The organism is Thiorhodococcus drewsii AZ1 (assembly GCF_000224065.1).
GTDB classification, from domain to species: domain Bacteria; phylum Pseudomonadota; class Gammaproteobacteria; order Chromatiales; family Chromatiaceae; genus Imhoffiella; species Imhoffiella drewsii.
Window position 1 is genome coordinate 23,360 of record NZ_AFWT01000046.1, and the last position, 15,037, is coordinate 38,396.

Genomic DNA, 15,037 nt, shown 5'->3' on the forward strand with positions numbered 1-15,037 from the left:
TCGATGGCTAGAATCCGTAAGGCGGTGTTTCCGGTGGCTGGGCTTGGTACGCGCTTTCTGCCGGCGACCAAGGCCAGCCCGAAGGAGATGATGCCGATCGTGGACAAACCTCTGATCCAATACGCCGCAGACGAGGCGGTCGAGGCCGGCGTGGATCAGTTGGTCTTCATCACCGGGCGCAGCAAACGCTCGATCGAGGACCACTTCGACAAGGCCTACGAACTGGAGGCGGAGCTGGAGCAGGCAGGTAAGGACAAGCTCCTGAACATCGTGCGCAACGTGCTGCCGACAAGCGCGTCCTGCATCTATGTGCGCCAGGCCGAGGCGCTGGGACTCGGGCATGCCGTGCTCTGCGCCAAGCCCGTGATCGGCAACGAGCCCTTCGCGGTCCTGTTGGCCGACGATCTCATTCGAGGCAACGGCAAGGGCGTCGTCCAGCAGCTGGCCGAGGTCTACGAGCGTCACCGCTGCAGCGTGCTGGCCGTTCAGGAGGTCCCGCACGAGGAGACGCACAAATACGGTATCGTCGAGGTCGAGCCCGGCCGCGATGGTCAGTTGCGCGTGATCTCGATCGTCGAGAAGCCTGCCCCGGCCGACGCCCCTTCCAACCTGGCGGTCGTCGGACGTTATCTGCTCACGCCGCGTATCTTCGACAAGCTGGAGAATACCCGCGAGGGCGCGGGTGGCGAGATCCAGCTCACCGATGCCATCTCCAATCTGCTTGAAGACGAGCACGTGATCGCCTATCCCTTCGAGGGCAAGCGTTACGACTGCGGCAGCAAGCTCGGCTATCTGGAGGCGACGGTCGAATTCGGTCTGGCCCACCCAGATCTGGGTGAACGCTTTTCGGCCTATCTGCGCAACTTCACCCAATAAGCGGAGGACCCCTGGGTTTCGCTCGCGGCAGCCAGGCTACGCCCCGTAGCCCGGATGAAGCGCGAGCGCAATCCGGGAATGCCGCGACACCCTGGGTTTCGCGATGCGGCACCCAGGGTACGAATAGAACGTCGTCACGACCTTTGGCGAATAGTTCCTGTGTCGGCCATTGAACTGGGCTTGGTGTCGCAATCGCTGTCGCGCCGATCCTGTATCCTTGGGGCGAATCGTGTTCGACCGGCGGGTTGCTGAGGTTGCTGGCTTGGATGGCGCGAGATCTTCGTCCCATCGCCCTGTTTTGTATCCTTAGGATGATCGTCGGTTCTTCGCCGGTGGTGGAGCCGCGCGTTTGGGCGCGTGCTGGAGAAGGGAATCTATTTTTGAATCCGCTGTTTATGGATGACCTAGGCGCATTCTTTTAAGTGTCGAGGAATTGGTGATGTGCGAGCAGTCCTCTGGTCCCCCGCTGCCGAATACCTCCGAGGTATCTTCGGCGACGAACGACCTGTCGGGCGATCAGATCCGCGAGCGTGCCCTGGAGGCGTTGCGCACGGGGCGGTTCAACATTGCCGATGAGATCCTGCGCGACGCGGACATCAAGGTCGTGGCGCTGGTCGAGAGTCTGCGCATCTATCAGACCGAGCTGCAGGTCCAGAACGAGGAGCTGCAGCAGAGTCACCGCCAGACTCAGTTCGCACTCGACCGCTTTGCCTCCTTCTTCAGCAGTTTGCCGGTCGCCGAGCTGGTGATCGACCGTCGTGGATTGGTGCTGGAGACCAATCTGGCTGCGGAGGATCTCTTCGGTCTCCGCCAAACCCATCTGCATCAGCACTACTTCACTCGTCTGATCGATGAGTCGGATCGTGATTCGGTCGGCCTGGCTCTGGGGCGGCTTGAGCCCGATCGAACCCTGCAGCTTTCCGAGATCCGTTTCCGCCGTGCACCCTCGGAGACCTTCTACGCCGATCTCCATATTGCACACTTGCCGTCTTTGAGCGGTGAGGCCGAGCAGTACGTTTGTGCCGTCATCGACCGTACCGAGGCGGTGAACCAGCGCGAGTCCCTTCGGGATGCGAGCGAGCGTTTGCGTCATCGCGAGGTCGACCTCAAAGCCAAGGTCAAGAAGCTGACCCTGCTGTATGGCGTGCTGCAGGACACGCGGCACTCCGATGTCTCGATCGACCGGGTGCTGCGGCGAGTGCTGGACCGATTGCCGGACGTGGTGCGTCATCCGGAGTTGGCCGAGGTTCGGATCCAACTGGCCGATACGATCCTGTCGACGCCGGGTTTTGCGCGAACGGATTGGATGCTGGAACGTTCCGTTGAACTCGTCGGCGGGCGGGAGGGGCGACTGACGGTGGCCTACCGGGAGCCGCCCGGCCTTGATGACGACGCCTTTTCGCAAGCGGAGGCCGATCTGTTGGAGGCTGTCGCCTCGCACATCGCCGTCTACTTCGAACGTCAACAGGAGGGGCGTTGGCTGGTCGAGACGCGCGAGCGCTATCGGGTGCTCGCCGAATACAGTCCGGACTGGGAATATTGGATGAATCCGGACGGCACCTGTCAGTACGTTTCTCCGGCCTGCCTCGGTATCACGGGCTACCGTTCCGAGGAATTCGTTAGCGATCCTCGGCTCCTGGGGCGACTCATCCATCCCGAGGATCTGGATATCTGGCGCGATCATGTCCGCCGTGCGCTTGTCTCGTCCGAGCCGGACGACGATCTTTTGATCGTGCGCTTGCGCGCGCGCGATGGGGGAGAGCGCTGGATCGAGCACGTGTGCAATCCCGTGCTCACCGAGGACGGGCGCTTTCTGGGACGTCGCGGGGTGTATCGCGACATCACCGAGCGCAAACGGATCGAAGGCGAGCTGCTCAAGGTCTCCCAGGCGGTCGAGCAGAGCCCCGAGAGTGTCGTCATCACGGATGTTCGAGGACTGATCGAATACGTCAACGACGCCTTCGTCGCGGTCAGTGGTTATTCGCGCGAGGAGGCCATCGGCTGCAATCCGCGCATACTCAATTCCGGACTGACACCTTCCGAAACCTTCGTTTCCCTCTGGTCGACCCTCGATAAGGGGCAAGCCTGGCAGGGCGAATTCATCAATCGGCGTAAAAACGGCGAGGTCTATAACGAGGCATCCGTCATTTCCCCGATTCGCCAGACGGATGGGCGTATCACCCACTATGTCGCGGTCAAGGAAGACATCACCGAAAAGAAACGTCTTGCCGAAGAGCTGGAGCGTCATCGCGATCACCTGGAAGAATTGGTGGAGCAGCGCACGCTTGAGCTGCGCCATAAGACGCGCGCGCTCCAGGCGCTGATCGACAATCTGCCGCTGATGGCTTGGCTCAAGGATGCCGAGGGGCGATTTATCGCCGTCAACCGATCGTTCGCCAACATTTGCGGGCTCGACCCGGAAGACGTCATCGGTAAGGTGAGCGCCGATCTGTGGCCGCTGGATTTTGCCAGTAAGGTGAATTCCGAGGACGCTCAGGTGATGGCGACCCGATCTCAGATGACGGTCGAATTAGTGCTGCCCGAACGCCCGGACGTGCTGTTCGAGACCGTCAGGGCGCCGGTGCTCGACGAGGATGGATGTGTGCTCGGAATGGTCGGCTGCGCGCGCGACATCAAGCCGCAGCGCGATATGGCGGCGGAGCTCGAACGCCGGGCGCATGAGGCCGAGAGCGCGGTGCGGGCCAAGAGCGCCTTTCTGGCGAATATGAGTCACGAGATCCGCACCCCCATGAATGCCATCTTGGGGCTGACTCATCTGTTGAGGCGCGATTTGGCCAACGCCACCAATATCGCGCGATTGGAAAAGATCGATATCGCCGCGCGTCATCTGCTCACCATCATCAACGACATCCTCGATCTGTCCAAGATCGAGGCCGGAAAGCTTAAGCTGGACGAAGGCGATTTTGCCTTGGGCGCGCTCCTCGATCAGGTCCGCTCGCTCGTCATCGAGAGCGCGGAGGCCAAGGGCTTGGATGTCTCGATCGAGATCGATCAGCCATCGCTATGGCTGCGCGGCGACGTGACGCGCTTGCTTCAGGCACTGCTCAATTATGCGAGCAATGCGGTCAAGTTCACCGAGCACGGAGGAGTCGTCCTGCGCGCGCGCGTGCTCGCCGACGATGCCGATGGCATGCGGCTGCGCTTCGAGGTTCAGGATACCGGCGTCGGTATCCCGAGGGATAAGGTGTCTCGGTTGTTCCATGCCTTCGAACAGGCCGATAGCTCGACCACGCGGCGATACGGTGGCACCGGGCTGGGGCTGGCCATCACCCATGAGTTGGCACGTCTGATGGACGGCGAGGCGGGGGTCGAGACAGGGGAGGGCACAGGAAGTGTGTTCTGGTTTACGGTACGCCTGAGGCGCGGCGAGCGAGGCGCCCCCGTCGGGCATGATCGCTGGGCATCCGCCGAGGCCGATCTAAGGTCCATCCACGCTGGAGCCCGACTCTTGCTGGCCGAGGACAATCCCATCAATTGCGAGGTGCTGTTGGATTTGCTGCGTTCGGTGGGACTTGTCGTCGAGACGGCCGCGAACGGACAGGAGGCGTTCGAGATGGCCGCCGAGGGAGACTATGCGCTCGTGCTGATGGACGTGCAGATGCCGGTGATGGACGGACTGCAGGCCACGCGCGCCATTCGTGGCCTGCCAGGCTGGTCGAAGCGGCCTATCCTGGCGGTGACCGCCAATGCCTTCGACGATGATCGCCATGCCTGTCTCGACGCGGGAATGAACGACTTCGTCGCCAAGCCCGTGGATCCTCACGATCTGTTCCGGGCGCTGCTCACATGGCTTCCAGCCTCCAGAGAGGGCGGAAAGGGTGGTGTTCGTCCGTCGAGTCAGGATGTCGAGACGGCGACGTCTCCGCAGACCCAATCGGACGCGGATGCGCTCTTTCGCTATCTCGAAGGACTGCCTGGGTTGGATCTCGCCCAAGGGCTCGCCAGTCTGGCCGGGAGTCGAGCCAAGTATCTACAGCTGTTGCGCCGATTTCTGCTGTCTCACCGCGAGGATTCCCAGCGCATGCTCTGCGCGCACGAGGCTGGCGATTTTCAAGGCATTCGCCGTCTGGCACACGGGCTCAAAGGTGTCTCCGGCACCCTAGGGATCAAGTCCATCGCCGAATCGGCCGCGCGTCTGGATGCCTTGATACGTAGCGAGACGAACCCGGACCCAGACCGCGTCGTCGGTCTGATCCGAGTGATTGCCGAGACCTTCGAGCCCTATCTGACCTTCCTGGCCATGAGCGAGCTCGAGACTCAGGCGTTTGAATCCACGTCCGAGCATGAGGCGTTGGATTGGGAGCATCTGGATGCGGTGCAGGATCAGCTTGCAACCATGCTCGCGCAATACGACACGCGCGCCATTGGTCTGATTCGATCTGAAGCGAAGCTGCTGAGCACCGCGCTGGGGCCGGATTTTTCCGGCTTGAAGGAATTGATCTCCGGCTTCGAGTTCGATACCGCCCTCAATCTGCTGGAAAAGGTTCGCCGACGTGCGCCCTCGTAGCGCCGATTCATCAGACGTTTCGAGCGCCATCCGGGCTACAGGTCGTAGCCTGGGTGCGGCGCGGCGAAACCCAGGATTTCGGCCCGCCTCGGCGACATCCTTTTCAACGCTCGTCAAATCCGGCCAGCCGATAGAGTCGGGCGGCCTCTTCCGGGTCCTTTTCGACCCCATGCCCCTCCTCGTACATCATCGCCAGCGTGGTGATGGATCCGATCAGTCCCTGCTCCCCCGCGCGCTTGAACCATTCCACCGCCTTGGCCGGATTGCGGTCGGTGCATTCGCCCTGCATATACATGAAGGCCAGTCCGTGCTGCGCCAGTCCCATTCCGGCCTCGGCCGCGCTCTTCATGTAGCTGTAGGCAAGCAGCGGGTTCGGCAGCATGCCCAGTCCGTTTTGCGCCATGATGGCCATGCGGTAGCGAGCCTCCATGTCGCCCTGGTCGGCCAGGGGCGATAGCAGTCCCACGGCGCGCGAGAACTGCTTGGATTCGAAGGCGGCGATACCGCTCGCCAGTTCCATGTCGAGATCGTTTTGGTCTTGGTCCATGCGTCTGTCCTCTGTCTAATCGAGCCTGTGAATCGGAAGGGTCTTCAGATGACCGGGGCCGCTCGCGGGGCGCCGACGCTGTCGCGTCAGTCTGACGCGCCATCCCAGAGTGGGCGCAGGAAGTCGAGCCAGACATCCAGGAGATGCGGGTTGGCCGCAGCGATCGCACGGCGGGATTCAAGCCCCAGTGCTTGCGACGGTTGCGCGCCCCAGGTGCTGTAGTGCAGGGCGGCGGCGCCGGCCTCCTCGGCGATCAGGCGTCCGGCCGCATAATCCCAGAGACGTTGTCCGCCGTGCAGATAGAGCTGAACGCGTCCCTGGGCCAGCCAGCACCAGTCCAGCGCGACCGCTCCTAGGTTGCGTTGGGAGCCGAATCCACCCGGACGAAAGAGTGCCGGCAGCACCTCTGGTGGAAGCCGTTTCATGTCGATCATCGCCAGGCAGTCCTTGAGCTGTGCGCTACGTGCCTGGGTGTGGATGGGCTCGCCATCGAGAAAGGCCCCGACGCCGCGTGCGGCGGTGAAGCATTCGTCGCGCACGGGATCCAGCACGGCGCCTAGCGTGACCCGTCCGTCCTCGACCAGTGCCAGTGAGATGGCGAAGCCCGGAAAGCCGCTGACGAAGTTGCTGGTGCCATCCACGGGGTCCAGCACCCAGACGCCGCGACCGTTGTCGGCGAGGATGCGCTGCTGTTCGGTTTCGCTCATCTCTTCGCCGAGCAGGGGGACTCCGGGGAAATCCCGGGCCAGTGTCTCGGTCAGTCGTGCCTGTACGGCGAGATCGGATTGGGTCACCAGGCTGCCGTCGGACTTGTGATGGGCCTCGGTGCCTTGGAGGCGAGGCAGGATCTCGGCGGCGGCCGTGTCTCGGAGCAGGGCGGAGAGATGGGAGAGTGTTGGTGTCATGGCCTCTGGCTTATCCGGTTTTCGGGCGGATCGGTTTGACCTGGTCGGAACCGGTTGCTCTAATCAAGCCGGTTATGACAGTCGGTTCCATCAATCCAGATCTTCTAGATCGTTTTGTTCCAATCAAGATCCAAGGAGCAGGTTCCTCGCGATGTCTTTGCAACCAGTGATTCTTTCGGGCGGATCCGGGACACGGCTGTGGCCGCTTTCCCGTGAGGCCTATCCCAAGCAGTTCCTGCCCCTGACCAGCGAGCACACCATGCTCCAGGAGACGGTGCTTCGGCTCGATGGCCTGGACGCGGAGCATCCGCGCCATGCCGTGGGGCTGGCCGCGCCGCTGCTGATCTGCAACGACGCGCATCGTTTTCTCGTCGCCGAGCAGTTGCGCGTCATCGGGGTGGAGGCCGCCTGCATCGTCCTTGAGCCCAAGGGGCGTAACACGGCGCCTGCCCTGACATTGGCCGCCTTGGCGGCGACCCAGGATGACGAGGATCCGATTCTGCTGGTGATGCCGGCCGATCACACCATCCGCAACGAATCCGGGTTCCGGGCCGCAGTCGCCGATGCCTATCTGCTGGCCCGTGAGGGGGCGGTGGTGACCTTTGGCATCGTGCCGAGCAAGCCCGAGACCGGCTATGGCTATATCCGCCAGGGCCGAGTCTATCAGGCTGAGGGGCTCGCCGGGCGGGCCTATGCGCTCGACGGCTTCGTCGAGAAGCCGGATGCCGAGACCGCACAGGGCTATCTGGCCAGCGGCGATTATCTGTGGAACAGCGGCATCTTTGTGCTCAAGGCGTCGCTCTGGCTCGGGCTGGTCGAGCGCTTTTGCCCCGACATCGCCCAGGCCGTGGGCAAGGCCTTCGTGGCGGCCACCGAGGACGGTGATTTCCTGCGCCTTGATGCCGATCTGTTCGGCGCCTCGCCGAGCGATTCGATCGACTATGCGGTCATGGAGCGACTCTGCGGTCCCGACGCCGATGCGGATGATCTGGCGTCGGCGGTGGTGATTCCGCTCGATGTCGGCTGGTCGGACGTGGGTGCCTGGTCGGCGCTGTGGGAAGTCCGCGAGCAGGATGCCGCCGGCAACGTCCTCGATGGCGACGCCTTCGTTCACAACGCCCGCAATAATCTGCTGATGGCCAACCATCGCATGGTGGCCGCAGTCGGCGTTGATGATCTCATCCTGGTCGAGACCCCGGACGCCGTGTTGGTGGCGAGCAAGGAGAGCGCCCAGGACGTCAAGGCCGTGATCCAGTTCCTGCAGCGCCAGGGGCGTCACGAATATCTGCATCATCAACGCGTCCATCGACCCTGGGGCTCCTACGAGTCGATCGGGCAGGGACCGCGCTATCAGGTCAAGCGTCTGACGGTCTCGCCGGGCGAGACGCTCTCGCTACAGATGCATCACCATCGCGCCGAGCATTGGATCGTGGTCTCGGGTACCGCCCGGGTCACCTGCGATGACAGCACCTTTCTGCTGACCGAGAACCAGTCGACCTATATCCCGGTGGGCGCAACGCATCGGCTGGAGAATCCGGGCAGCATTCCGCTGGAATTGGTCGAGGTCCAATCGGGCAGCTATCTCGGCGAGGACGACATCGTCCGTTTCGAGGACCGCTACAACCGCGGCACTCAGGACGGATCCTGACGGCGGGGCTGGCCGACCTTCTCGGCAGGGTCGGCCAGCTCTGGCGCCTGCTGCCGCAAGTCTGTAACATCACCCGATTTTCTCCGAGCGGACTCACCTCATGGGATTCAAATGCGGCATCGTCGGCCTGCCCAACGTCGGCAAGTCGACCCTCTTCAATGCCCTGACCAAGGCCACCATCGCGGCCGAGAACTACCCCTTCTGCACCATCGACCCCAATGTCGGGGTAGTCCCTCTCCCCGATCCTCGGCTCGATGTGATCGCCACCATCACCAAGCCGGAGCGGGTACTTCCGACCTCCATGCAGTTCGTCGACATCGCCGGTCTGGTCGCGGGCGCTTCCAAGGGCGAGGGGCTCGGCAACAAGTTCCTGGCCAATATCCGCGAGACCGACGCCATCGCCCATGTGGTGCGCTGCTTCGAGGACGATGACGTCATCCATGTCGCGGGTCAGGTCGACCCCTTGAGCGACATCGAGGTCATCAACACCGAACTGGCGCTGGCCGACATGGAATCGGTCGAGAAGGCGCTCGACCGCGCGGTGCGCGCGGCCAAGACCGGCGACAAGAAGATCCTATTCCGCAAAGAGCTGCTGGAGCGGGTTCGCGATCATCTGGACACCGGCAAGCCAGTCCGTGCCATGGGGCTCGACGACGACGAGACGAACGAGCTGCGCGATCTCTTCCTGCTCACCGCCAAGCCGACCATGTACATCGCCAATGTGGCCGAGGACGGTTTTGCCGACAATTCGCTGCTGGACAAGGTCCAGGCGCTGGCGGACGCGGAGGGCGCCATCGTGGTCTCGGTCTGTGCGGCCATCGAGGCCGAGATCGTTGCCCTCGACGAGTCGGATCGCGACGAATTCCTGACCGAGCTGGGGCTCGACGAGCCGGGTCTGAACCGGGTGGTGCGCGGCGGATACAGCCTGTTGGGGCTGGATACCTATTTCACCGCCGGTCCCAAGGAGGTGCGTGCCTGGACCATTCCGCATAATGCCAAGGCGCCCAAGGCCGCGAGCGTCATCCATACCGATTTCGAGCGCGGCTTCATCCGCGCCGAGGTCATCGCCTACGAGGACTTCGTCGCCTGCAAGGGCGAGCAGGGCGCCAAGGAGGCTGGCAAGCTACGTTCGGAAGGCAAGGAGTACGTGGTCAAGGACGGCGATATCATCCACTTCCGCTTCAACGTCTAGCGATCGGCTGCCAGCCTCCAGTTGTCAGCTTTCTGGTCACGAAGCTCTGGCTTCGTGACCTCGGCGATGACGCCCTATATCAGGGGGGGCGAGAATCTCGCGTCCACGATTCGCCTGGACCCGGCCGGCGGTCCATGTCGGATTCGTGCCAGGTTTTCGGTGTTTTCACGGATTCCTTCTACTCACATTCCAAGGCACGGTTGGTCCCGAGGTGTCCTTGTCCATCACGATCGGATGCGGATCGATGGCTTTGATCAATCGCCGCAGTGTATCTTTCAGATCGTCGGGCTCTATGGCACGGGGGCGAAGCCGGCTCGATTTCGCTGGCTGTTCGATATGGCAGACCACGCGGAATTGCTTTGAGAGAACCAGTTTTCGAGCGAAGTCCTTTTCTTCAGAATCATTGGCCTGGGTCTTTGCCGCAAGGATTCCTGCCAGGCTGTCCCGAACCTTGATGGCGATTTCATCCGCCAAATCGACGCTTTTCGTGCGTGCATGCTGGCGGTAGTCCTTGATCTCGATGAGCCAGGTGACACGGTCCGACTTGCACAGGATGTCCACTGCTTTGTTGTTGCGGAAACAGGCGTTCTGGAATTGGTTCCGGTAGAAGGACCAGTCATCGTATTTACTGGCTGAAGTGGCCGCGTCGAATGTGAACAGCAAACTCCCTTCCTGAATCTCCGCCATCACGCCGCTTCCCATCCTAGAAAACGGTCCGATTGTGCCAGTTCCTGTTCCAGCATCACCAGAGTCTGGATGTCTTCGATCTGGGCACTCTGCTCCAGCAGCACGCTGTTTTCATAGGCCGCCAGTGAGAACCATCGCCGTGACAATTTTCTGTGAGCCTTGTCGTCGAGCAGTATTTCCAGCTCACGCAGCAGGAACAGCGAGTGTGTGGCAATGAATATCTGCACGCCCGATGCGGCAACCGCCACGATGCTGGCGGCCACGGTTTTGACGAGCTTAGGATTGAGGTTGGTCTCAGGCTCGTCCCAGAACAGGAAACCCTGTTTGAGCAAGGTGCCGGTGCTGATGAGGCGTGCCAGCATTGAAAGCTTGCGCAGACCTTCAGCCACCAAGGCCATTTCCATTCGGCCTTCAGCAGGAGCTTGCAGATAGAAGCGGCCGCTGCTGGAATCGACGATGACCTTTCCGCCCATCGCCTGTTCTAGCGGCTCCAGTAGCCGAGTCACATCTTTTTCGCGTGCCCCCTTGAGTGTCGGGTTGCCCAACAGCGACACGGTGTCGCGCCAGGTTTCCTCGAATTCCAAGTGATAGTTGTCGTACAGAGGTAGAAACCAGGGGCACAGCGTGACGAGTTCACGTGTGGGTAGATAGGCCGGCGACAGCACCAGACTTTTGGCCGGCGTCTGAATGACTTCGACCTGGCTCTTGGCGTTGGTGGCAAAGCCGATGGCGCAGTCGAGCTCAGGGTCTTCTAACGTCAAAGCGATTTCGCAGCGCTCGCGACCCTGTCTGCGCTTGGCAAGCCGCCCCAGGCTTTCAGGCCTCAGTACTGCCACCAGCTTCTCGGCATAAGCCTTTTCAAGGGTCGATTTGGACAAGTCCTTGGCGTCAGCCTGTACCTTCAGGAGCGTGTAGATGGCCTTGAGCACATGCGATTTGCCTAGGCCGTTTTCGCCGACGATGACATTGATCCCAGAGGCAAACTGCCAATCGTCATTGGGCACACGGGTGAAGTTCTTGAAATGGGCTTTTTTGAGCATGTCTCCTCCTCAAATATCCAGTTGTGTTTGCCTTAACTGGCGCATGCACTGTCTGATTGGATGATGCTCGGCCGGTACTCAGGTCGCTGTAGGCTCGGGCATATTTGGTTTTGGCTCTTTCTGCGTTTCAGTTAGCTCGCCACAATCGAAGCATTTTTGCCGTTTTGAAACGCAGCATTCATGATATAAAACAATATCTTAGTAACCAGATAGCCGTCGTGCGAACAATCTACCAGTTGACAGAGGCTGACCTGTTCGGAATACAGATTGAGCCTTGGTTTTTATAGTGCGTGCGCGAAGGCGTTTCCGGCCGTCTGTTTTAGCAAAGGCCCCAATCTTCCGCGCTGATCGGGATAGCTCACTCCGGAACCAGCACGACCCCTTCCATCAGTCGGCGCGCGGTGCGGCGCAGGATGGCGCGCGGGACCTGCCAGCCGTTGGCGTCGGCGATGACCTCGGCTCCGACCTCCAGGGTGCCGGACGGGTGACCGAGCCGGCAGTGATGCACGCCGGATTGTCCGGCCCAGGGCGTCATGGCGTTGACCAGGGTTCCGGGCATGGCGGCGGCGACAGCGAGGGCGACGGCCCCGGTGCCGGTGAAGGCATGATGCGGACGTCCCATGGAGAGGATGCGGGCGAGCAGGTCGATGCGTTCGGCCGGGATGGGCTCGCCGCGTGTGTCGACCGAGTCCGTGGCGGGGGCGACGAAGGCGAGCTTGGGCGTGGCCGGGCGCGATCGGCTGACTGCGTCGGGCGTGTCGCCCAATCCCATGGTGACGGCGGCGTGGGCGCGGATGCGTTCGCAGCGCTCCAATAGGGCCTGATCGGCACCGATTTGGGCGGGTAGCTCGCGTCCCGTTAGGCCGAGATCGGCCGCGCGCACCAGAACGGTTGGGTTGCCGGCATTGATGAGGGTCGCCTCGATCCGGCCGAGTCCTGGGATCTCCAGGGTGTCCAATTCATGCCCGGTCGGCAGCAAGGGCGCCTCGGCTGATCCGCCCGGATCCAGAAAGCTGAGTTCGATCGCCGCTCCGCTCCAAGGGATTCCATCGAGGCGAAAATCGCCCGTTTCCAGCGGTAGGCCGTCTCGTACCGGCACGCGGGCGAGGATGCGCTTGCCGATGTTGGCCTGCCAGATACGCACCTCGGTGACGCCCTCGAGCGGAGCGACCAGCCCCTCGGCGATGGCGAACGGACCGACGGCCGAGGTCAGATTGCCGCAGTTGCCGCTGTAGTCGATCAGGGGCGACTGGATTGAGACATGGCCGAAGCGATAGTCGAGGTCGCAGTCCGGTCGTGACGATGGGCCGACGATGACGGCCTTGCTGGTGCTGGAGGTCGCGCCGCCGAGACCGTCGATCTGGGTGCCGTAGGGATCCGGGCTGCCGAGCGCACGCAGGATGAGCGCGTCGCGTTCGGCGGGGTCGCTCGGGAGGACGTCGCTGCGAAAGAAGAGTCCCTTGCTGGTTCCGCCGCGCATCCAGACCGCTGGGATGCGCCTGGACGGCCGCGCTCGGTTCGCCGTCAAGGGATGATGTCCGTGATCTTCCATTCCTTGCCGATCAGCGAGAGACGCACGTGGGTCGCGCCTTGTCCCAACTTGCCGATGCGGATGAGGAAGCGGTTGTAGGACTCGAAGAAGGCGAAATCGACGGCGGCGAGCAGATAGGGCGGGCTTTGGCCGGTGGCCTGGGTGACGGCGTCGCGCAGGGTCTTGCGGGCCCAGTCGACCGTGATGGCCTGTTCCAGTGCCGCGTCGCCCAGCCGTGCGACGTTCTGGCGGATCCAGCCCACGACGCTGTCGGCATTCTCACTCGGGATCACACCCTCGACGCCCGAGGCGAGGCGCTGCTTGTAGTTGTCGCGGATTGCCTGCAGATCCAGCATTTCGGCCAACTCGCTGCTGTCCTGAAGACCGATCGCATCGTCCAGCCGATAGACGCTGTAATAGGGCCAGAGTCCGTAACCGATCGCGGCCAATAGGATCAAGTAACCGATAAAGCGCATGCGTCTGACTCCTGCTAGTGGGAGTGCGAATTCTAACCCTTCGGAGGCGGACGGATATAATCCCCTCAGATGGAGGCTTTGGCTCTTGGAGGTCGATGAGCGCCTTCCCTTGGTGATGGAGGTCGAGATGGGTGGACAGTGGATTCTGGATGCGGTGGCTCGAAATGCCGGTGGTGCTCCCCTGGGGGCCTTGGCGTTGTCGAGACGACCGACGACCGGGAGTGGACGATGAGCGAGGCGACCCGAGGTCTGCGTACCTATCTCGTCGGCGGCGCCGTGCGCGACGGTCTGCTGGGGCGTGCCGTGCACGAGCACGATTATGTGGTGGTGGGTGCGACGGTCGATGATCTCCTGAGTCGCGGCTTCCAGCAGGTCGGCAAGGACTTTCCGGTCTTTCTGCATCCAGAGACCAAGGACGAGTACGCCCTGGCGCGCACCGAGCGTAAGACGGCCCCCGGCTATTATGGTTTCCAGGTGCATGCTGACCCGGAGGTGACGCTGGAGCAGGACCTGCTGCGGCGCGATCTCACCATCAACGCGCTGGCCCTGGACGCGGACGGCTCCATCATCGACCCCTACGGTGGACTCGCCGATCTGGAGTCGCGCGTTCTGCGCCATGTCTCTCCCGCGTTCGCGGAGGATCCGGTGCGCATCCTGCGGCTCGCCCGCTTCGCCGCGCGTTTCTCGGATCTGGGGTTTCGCATCGCCGGAGAGACCCTGGCGCTGATGCGCGCGATGGTCGCGGCCGGCGAGGTCGATGCACTGGTTCCCGAGCGAGTCTGGCAGGAGATGTCGCGCGCACTCGGCGAGGCTTGTCCTTCGCCCTTTTTCGAGGTGCTGCGCGCCTGCGGTGCCCTGGAGCGCTTGATGCCAGAGCTGGATCGGCTGTGGGGCGTGCCCCAGCCCGAACGCTGGCATCCCGAGATCGACACTGGCGTTCACGTGATGCTGGTGGTCGACATGGCCGCTCGACTCTCTCCCGATCTGGAGGTGCGCTTCGCCGCGCTCTGTCACGATCTGGGCAAGGGCACCACGCCGGGCGACATCCTGCCGAGCCATCATGGTCACGAGGAGCGCGGTCTGGCACTGGTCGATGCGGTGTGCAAGCGCTTTCGCGTTCCGGTTCGCTGTCGCGATCTGGCGCGCATTACCTCCGCCCTGCACGGCCTGGTCCATAAGGTGGACGAACTGCGGCCCGCAACCCTGCTGAATTTGATGGAGCGGGCCGACGCCTTCCGTCGCCCGGAGCGCTTCGAGCAGATGCTGATCGCCTGCGAGGCCGATTATCGAGGTCGCACCGGCTATGCCGAACGCGACTATCCCCAGGCCGAGACCCTGCGGCGTCTGTTCGCCGCCGTCGTCGAGGTCGATGTCGGAATCATCGCGCGATCGGCCCCCGAGCCGCGTCTGATTCCGGAGCGCATTCGCGCGGCGCGCATCGCGGCGATCAAGTCCGCGCGCTGATTCGGGTGGCAGCTTTCAGCCGCCAGCCGCCAGCCGCCAGCCGCCAGCCGCCAGCCGCCAGCACTATAATCTTGCTGGTAGCTGGTAGCTGGTAGCTGGTAGCTGGTAGCTGGTAGCTGGTAGCTGGTAGCTGGTAGCCCATT

11 protein-coding genes are annotated in these 15,037 nt (G+C 62.6%); 5 read left to right on the plus strand and 6 right to left on the minus strand.

The features are described 5' to 3' along the window. Positions 1 to 3: 3 nt before the first annotated feature. Both galU and THIDRDRAFT_RS20320 read left to right on the plus strand, forming a co-directional pair. Positions 4 to 876 (plus strand): UTP--glucose-1-phosphate uridylyltransferase GalU, encoded by an 873-nt coding sequence (galU, locus tag THIDRDRAFT_RS20315; RefSeq protein ID WP_007042793.1) that lies wholly within the window; start codon positions 4 to 6, stop codon positions 874 to 876. A 439-nt stretch (positions 877 to 1,315) separates the two neighbouring features. Continuing rightward, positions 1,316 to 5,404: a PAS domain S-box protein gene (locus THIDRDRAFT_RS20320; RefSeq protein WP_007042794.1), complete on the plus strand. Its 4,089-nt coding sequence runs from the start codon at positions 1,316 to 1,318 to the stop codon at positions 5,402 to 5,404. A gap of 103 nt (positions 5,405 to 5,507) precedes the next feature. On the opposite strand, the gene THIDRDRAFT_RS20325 is transcribed toward THIDRDRAFT_RS20320, so the two are convergent. Together THIDRDRAFT_RS20325 and THIDRDRAFT_RS20330 are read right to left on the minus strand one after the other, a co-directional pair. Further along, a complete protein-coding gene (locus tag THIDRDRAFT_RS20325) occupies positions 5,508 to 5,951 on the minus strand; it encodes a tetratricopeptide repeat protein (RefSeq protein ID WP_007042795.1) in 444 nt (147 codons plus the stop codon). An 86-nt stretch (positions 5,952 to 6,037) separates the two neighbouring features. Further along, positions 6,038 to 6,856 (minus strand): inositol monophosphatase family protein, encoded by an 819-nt coding sequence (locus THIDRDRAFT_RS20330; protein WP_007042796.1) that lies wholly within the window; start codon positions 6,854 to 6,856, stop codon positions 6,038 to 6,040. A gap of 151 nt (positions 6,857 to 7,007) precedes the next feature. Between THIDRDRAFT_RS20330 and THIDRDRAFT_RS20335 the strand changes: the two genes are divergently transcribed. Both THIDRDRAFT_RS20335 and ychF read left to right on the plus strand, forming a co-directional pair. Beyond that, on the plus strand, positions 7,008 to 8,504 hold the full coding sequence (locus tag THIDRDRAFT_RS20335) for a mannose-1-phosphate guanylyltransferase/mannose-6-phosphate isomerase (RefSeq protein WP_007042797.1): 1,497 nt from the start codon (positions 7,008 to 7,010) through the stop codon (positions 8,502 to 8,504). Between the two features lie 100 nt (positions 8,505 to 8,604). Next, entirely contained in the window at positions 8,605 to 9,696 is a 1,092-nt protein-coding gene (ychF, locus tag THIDRDRAFT_RS20340) for a redox-regulated ATPase YchF (protein ID WP_007042798.1), read from the plus strand. Positions 9,697 to 9,861: 165 nt separating this feature from the next. On the opposite strand, the gene THIDRDRAFT_RS20345 is transcribed toward ychF, so the two are convergent. The 4 genes from THIDRDRAFT_RS20345 to THIDRDRAFT_RS20360 all read right to left on the minus strand — a co-directional run bounded on the left by THIDRDRAFT_RS20345 (position 9,862) and on the right by THIDRDRAFT_RS20360 (position 13,430). Further along, on the minus strand, positions 9,862 to 10,383 hold the full coding sequence (locus tag THIDRDRAFT_RS20345) for a cysteine--tRNA ligase (protein WP_007042799.1): 522 nt from the start codon (positions 10,381 to 10,383) through the stop codon (positions 9,862 to 9,864). Next, positions 10,383 to 11,423, minus strand: a complete 1,041-nt coding sequence (locus THIDRDRAFT_RS20350; protein WP_007042800.1) for an AAA family ATPase — start codon at positions 11,421 to 11,423, stop codon at positions 10,383 to 10,385. Before THIDRDRAFT_RS20350 ends, THIDRDRAFT_RS20345 begins: the two co-directional genes overlap by 1 nt. 358 nt (positions 11,424 to 11,781) lie before the next feature. Further along, positions 11,782 to 12,951, minus strand: coding sequence for a 2-methylaconitate cis-trans isomerase PrpF (prpF, locus tag THIDRDRAFT_RS20355; protein WP_281054777.1), 1,170 nt, complete (start codon positions 12,949 to 12,951; stop codon positions 11,782 to 11,784). Next, positions 12,948 to 13,430, minus strand: coding sequence for a DUF2939 domain-containing protein (locus THIDRDRAFT_RS20360; protein ID WP_007042802.1), 483 nt, complete (start codon positions 13,428 to 13,430; stop codon positions 12,948 to 12,950). Before THIDRDRAFT_RS20360 ends, prpF begins: the two co-directional genes overlap by 4 nt. 228 nt (positions 13,431 to 13,658) lie before the next feature. On the opposite strand from THIDRDRAFT_RS20360, the gene THIDRDRAFT_RS20365 reads away from it, so the two are divergent. After that, on the plus strand, positions 13,659 to 14,894 hold the full coding sequence (locus THIDRDRAFT_RS20365) for a multifunctional CCA addition/repair protein (RefSeq protein WP_007042803.1): 1,236 nt from the start codon (positions 13,659 to 13,661) through the stop codon (positions 14,892 to 14,894). Positions 14,895 to 15,037 lie beyond the last annotated feature (143 nt).

What these genes read in the sequence shown, in the direction of transcription:
- galU (WP_007042793.1), top strand. Translation starts at nt 4, where the DNA reads ATGGCTAGAATCCGTAAGGCGGTGTTTCCGGTGGCTGGGCTTGGTACG.
- THIDRDRAFT_RS20320 (WP_007042794.1), top strand. Translation starts at nt 1,316, where the DNA reads ATGTGCGAGCAGTCCTCTGGTCCCCCGCTGCCGAATACCTCCGAGGTA.
- THIDRDRAFT_RS20325 (WP_007042795.1), bottom strand. Translation starts at nt 5,951, where the DNA reads ATGGACCAAGACCAAAACGATCTCGACATGGAACTGGCGAGCGGTATC.
- THIDRDRAFT_RS20330 (WP_007042796.1), bottom strand. Translation starts at nt 6,856, where the DNA reads ATGACACCAACACTCTCCCATCTCTCCGCCCTGCTCCGAGACACGGCC.
- THIDRDRAFT_RS20335 (WP_007042797.1), top strand. Translation starts at nt 7,008, where the DNA reads ATGTCTTTGCAACCAGTGATTCTTTCGGGCGGATCCGGGACACGGCTG.
- ychF (WP_007042798.1), top strand. Translation starts at nt 8,605, where the DNA reads ATGGGATTCAAATGCGGCATCGTCGGCCTGCCCAACGTCGGCAAGTCG.
- THIDRDRAFT_RS20345 (WP_007042799.1), bottom strand. Translation starts at nt 10,383, where the DNA reads ATGGCGGAGATTCAGGAAGGGAGTTTGCTGTTCACATTCGACGCGGCC.
- THIDRDRAFT_RS20350 (WP_007042800.1), bottom strand. Translation starts at nt 11,423, where the DNA reads ATGCTCAAAAAAGCCCATTTCAAGAACTTCACCCGTGTGCCCAATGAC.
- THIDRDRAFT_RS20360 (WP_007042802.1), bottom strand. Translation starts at nt 13,430, where the DNA reads ATGCGCTTTATCGGTTACTTGATCCTATTGGCCGCGATCGGTTACGGA.
- THIDRDRAFT_RS20365 (WP_007042803.1), top strand. Translation starts at nt 13,659, where the DNA reads ATGAGCGAGGCGACCCGAGGTCTGCGTACCTATCTCGTCGGCGGCGCC.